This window comes from Ramlibacter sp. (assembly GCF_035706265.1).
In the GTDB taxonomy this organism is placed as follows: Bacteria; Pseudomonadota; Gammaproteobacteria; order Burkholderiales; family Burkholderiaceae_C; genus Ramlibacter.
Genome location: NZ_DASSVG010000431.1, coordinates 1 through 3,948, shown reverse-complemented (window position 1 = coordinate 3,948; position 3,948 = coordinate 1). Strand labels below are relative to the sequence as shown.

The window sequence follows — 3,948 nt, the reverse complement described above, 5'->3', positions numbered from 1 at the left end:
AGGGGCTGGGTGCGGTCCATTAAAATCACGGGTTTCCCCCAATCCTCTCCCCCGGAGAAGCCCCCGAATGGCCAACGAATCCCTGATGGCGAACGCGATCCGCGCGTTGGCCATGGACGCCGTGCAGCAAGCGAACTCCGGCCACCCCGGCGCACCCATGGGCATGGCGGACATCGCCGTCGCGCTGTGGCACCGCCACCTGCGGCACAACCCGAAGAACCCGCACTGGGCCGACCGCGACCGCTTCGTGCTCTCCAACGGCCACGCGTCGATGCTGGTCTACGCGCTGCTGCACCTCACCGGCTACGACCTGCCGATCGGCGAGCTCAAGGGTTTCCGCCAGTTGCACAGCAAGACCCCCGGCCACCCCGAGGTGGACGTGACGCCGGGCATCGAGACCACCACCGGTCCGCTGGGCCAGGGCCTCACCAATGCGGTGGGCATGGCGCTGGCCGAGAAGCTGCTCGCGGCCGAATTCAACCGCGAAGGCCACGCGATCGTCGACCACCACACCTACGTGTTCATGGGCGACGGCTGCCTGATGGAAGGCATCAGCCACGAGGCCTGCGCGCTCGCCGGCGCCTGGAAGCTGAACAAGCTGGTGGCCCTGTACGACGACAACGGCATCTCCATCGATGGCCAGGTCACGCCCTGGTACATCGACGACGTGCCCGGCCGCTTCAAGGCCTACGGCTGGAACGTGATCGGCCCCGTCGACGGCCACGACATCGAGGCCGTGGACCGCGCCATCGCCGACGCCCGGCACAGCGCCGAGAAGCCGACGATCATCGTGTGCAAGACGCACATCGGCAAAGGCTCGCCCAACCGCGCCAACACCGCCAAGGCCCACGGCGAGCCGCTCGGCCCCGACGAAGTGGCGCTCACCCGCACGGCCCTGGGCTGGGAGCACGAGCCCTTCGCGCTGCCGCAAGGCGTGTACGACGAATGGGATGCCACCGCCAAGGGCGACGAGCTGGAAAGCGAATGGCGCGAGCGCTTCGACGCCTACGCCGCGGCGCATCCCGAGCTGGCGGCCGAATTCGCCCGCCGCATGCAGGGCGCGCTGCCGGCCAATTTCGCCCAGGTGGCCGCCGATGCGGCCGTGGCCGCGCACACCAAGGCCGAAACGGTGGCCTCGCGCAAGGCTTCGCAGATCGCGCTGGAGGCCTTCACCGCGGCGCTGCCGGAGCTGCTGGGGGGCTCGGCCGACCTCACCGGCTCCAACCTCACCAACACGAAGAGCACGCCGCCGCTGCGCTTCGACCAGTCCGGCGAGGTCGTGAAGACCGAGGACCGGATCGGTCGCCACATCAACTACGGCGTGCGCGAGTTCGGCATGGCCGCGATCATGAACGGCATCGCCCTGCACGGCGGCTTCATCCCCTACGGCGGCACCTTCCTCACCTTCAGCGACTACAGCCGCAACGCGATCCGCATGGCGGCGCTGATGAAGAGGCAGGTGATCCACGTCTTCACGCACGATTCGATCGGCCTGGGCGAGGACGGCCCGACGCACCAGTCGATCGAGCACGCGGCCAGCCTGCGCCTGATCCCGCAGCTCGATGTCTGGCGCCCCGCCGACACCGCCGAGACTGCCGTGGCCTGGGCCGTGGCGCTGGAGAACGCCAACCGTCCCACCGCCCTGCTGCTGTCGCGCCAGAACCTGCCCTACGCACCGAAGGCCGGGCTGGACGAGATCGGCCGCGGCGCCTACGTGCTGGCCGAGCCGCAGGACGAGGCCGAGGCCGTGCTGATCGCCACCGGCTCGGAAGTGCAGCTGGCGCTGAAGGCCCAGGAGCTGCTGCGCTCCGACGGCATCGCCGTGCGCGTGGTCTCCATGCCCAGCACCACCACTTTCGACCGCCAGGACACCGAATACAAGCGCCAGGTGCTGCCCGAAGGCATCCCGCGCATCGCCGTCGAGGCGGGCGTCACCGACTTCTGGTGGAAGTACGGCTGCGCTGCGGTGGTGGGCATCGACACCTTCGGCGAATCGGCCCCGGCCGGCGCGCTGTTCAAGCATTTCGGCTTTACCCCGGAGAACGTGGCGGACACCGTGCGCCTGGCGCTCCGGAAAGCGCAGGCCGAGGCATAGTCAGGGCATGGCCCGCGCTGCGGGCCGGCCGCTTGGTTTTGATTCATCAGGAGTGAATGGAATGGCTATCAAGGTTGGCATCAATGGCTTCGGCCGCATCGGCCGCAACGTGCTGCGCTCGGCCGTGCAGAACTTCTCCGACATCGAGATCGTCGGCATCAACGACCTGCTGGAGCCGGACTACCTGGCCTACATGCTGCAGTACGACTCGGTCCACGGCCGCTTCAAGGGCACCGTGGCGGTCGAGGGCAACACCCTGATCGTCAACGGCAAGAAGATCCGCCTGACCGCGGAGAAGGATCCCGCCAACCTGAAGTGGGGCGAGATCGGCGCCGACGTGGTGATCGAGTCCACCGGCATCTTCCTCACGGCCGATGGCGCGCAGAAGCACATCCAGGCCGGCGCCAAGAAGGTGATCATGTCCGCCCCGTCCAAGGACGACACGCCGATGTTCGTGTTCGGCGTGAATCACGAGAAGTACAAGGGCGAGGCGATCATCTCCAACGCCTCCTGCACCACCAACTGCCTGGCGCCCGTGGCCAAGGTGCTGAACGACAAGTGGGGCATCAAGCGCGGCCTGATGACCACGGTGCACGCCGCCACGGCGACGCAGAAGACCGTCGACGGCCCCTCCAACAAGGATTGGCGCGGCGGCCGCGGCATCCTGGAGAACATCATCCCGTCGTCCACCGGCGCCGCCAAGGCCGTCGGCAAGGTGATCCCCGAGCTGAACAAGAAGCTCACGGGCATGTCCTTCCGCGTGCCGACCTCCGACGTGTCGGTGGTCGACCTGACCGTGGAACTGAACAAGCCGGCCACCTACGAGGAGATCTGCGCCGAGATGAAGGCGCAGAGCGAAGGCGCGCTCAAGGGCATCCTGGGCTACACGGAAGACAAGGTGGTGGCGACCGACTTCGTCGGCGACGCCCGCACTTCCATCTTCGACGCCGACGCCGGCATCGCGCTGGACTCCACCTTCGTCAAGCTGGTGGCCTGGTACGACAACGAGTGGGGCTACTCGAACAAGTGCCTGGAGATGGTCCGCGTCGTGGCGAAGTGATCGCCTGCGGTCTCCAATGAAAAGCGCGCCTCCGGGCGCGTTTTTTTTGCTTCAGGCGAACGCGTTGGCCTCGATGGCGACGGCCGCCACCCCGGCCAGCAGCGCGACGGCTTCGCGCTCGCCCGGCGTCGCCAGCCGGTGCTCGCGGAAATAGGTGCCGAAGGTGCCCAGCACGCGGCCGGCATCGTTCTTGATCGGCATGCTCCAGGCCCCGAGGAAGCCCAGGGCCATCGGCAGGTGGCGCAGTTCCGCCCAGCGGAGGTCGTCCAGGAAGCTGGGGGTGTCGACGATCAGCCCGGTGGCGGCCGCGGCCGCGCAGGTGCCCACGGCGGGATCCGGCTTGAGGCGGTCGATCGCGTCCAGGTAGTCGGCCGGCAGGTTGGGCGAGGCGCCGTTGCGCAGCAGGCCCTCGCGGTCCAGGACCAGGATCGACGCCACCGTGCGGCCCTGGCCGAGCGATTCCACCGCGGTGGTCAGCTGCGCCAGCACCTCGCGCAGCGGGGCGCCGCGGCCATGGAGCACCTCCGCCCGACGGGACGCGGCGAGCACCAGCGAGCGCTCGCCCGAAGTCAGGTTCCGGGGGATGGCGGGCAGGTCCTGCAACTGCATGGAGCGCAGTGTATAAGGATGGCCCGCTGCTGAGCTTGCCCCAGTCGGGCAAGTCCTTACTCGACCAGCACGGTCCCCATCATGCCGCCCGCCGCGTGGTCGAGGATGTGGCAGTGGAACATCCACTCGCCCACGTTGTCGGCCACCAGCGCGATGTCCATCTCCTGCCGCGGTGCCATCACCA

The 3,948-nt window shown here is 68.3% G+C and carries 4 protein-coding genes; 2 read left to right on the top strand and 2 right to left on the bottom strand.

Features of this window, described 5'->3' with window-relative positions; all coding sequences use genetic code 11:
* Window positions 1–67: 67 nt before the first annotated feature.
* Together tkt and gap are read left to right on the top strand one after the other, a co-directional pair.
* Complete coding sequence (gene tkt, locus VFM98_RS15315; RefSeq protein ID WP_325110774.1) at window positions 68–2,095, top strand: transketolase; 2,028 nt, start codon at window positions 68–70, stop codon at window positions 2,093–2,095.
* A gap of 61 nt (window positions 2,096–2,156) precedes the next feature.
* Window positions 2,157–3,155: a type I glyceraldehyde-3-phosphate dehydrogenase gene (gap, locus tag VFM98_RS15310; protein ID WP_325110773.1), complete on the top strand. Its 999-nt coding sequence runs from the start codon at window positions 2,157–2,159 to the stop codon at window positions 3,153–3,155.
* A 51-nt stretch (window positions 3,156–3,206) separates the two neighbouring features.
* Here the strand turns inward: gap and VFM98_RS15305 are convergent, their stop codons facing one another.
* Window positions 3,207–3,764, bottom strand: coding sequence for a GAF domain-containing protein (locus VFM98_RS15305; protein ID WP_325110772.1), 558 nt, complete (start codon window positions 3,762–3,764; stop codon window positions 3,207–3,209).
* A gap of 56 nt (window positions 3,765–3,820) precedes the next feature.
* Window positions 3,821–3,943 carry a multicopper oxidase domain-containing protein gene (locus tag VFM98_RS15300; protein ID WP_325110775.1) on the bottom strand — a complete coding sequence of 41 codons (123 nt, stop codon included), beginning with the start codon at window positions 3,941–3,943 and terminating at the stop codon, window positions 3,821–3,823.
* Between the last annotated feature and the right edge of the window lie 5 nt (window positions 3,944–3,948).

Excerpts from the sequence above, each read along its gene's own strand:
- gap (WP_325110773.1), top strand. The coding sequence starts at position 2,157 with ATGGCTATCAAGGTTGGCATCAATGGCTTCGGCCGCATCGGCCGCAAC.
- tkt (WP_325110774.1), top strand. The coding sequence starts at position 68 with ATGGCCAACGAATCCCTGATGGCGAACGCGATCCGCGCGTTGGCCATG.
- VFM98_RS15300 (WP_325110775.1), bottom strand. The coding sequence starts at position 3,943 with ATGGCACCGCGGCAGGAGATGGACATCGCGCTGGTGGCCGACAACGTG.
- VFM98_RS15305 (WP_325110772.1), bottom strand. The coding sequence starts at position 3,764 with ATGCAGTTGCAGGACCTGCCCGCCATCCCCCGGAACCTGACTTCGGGC.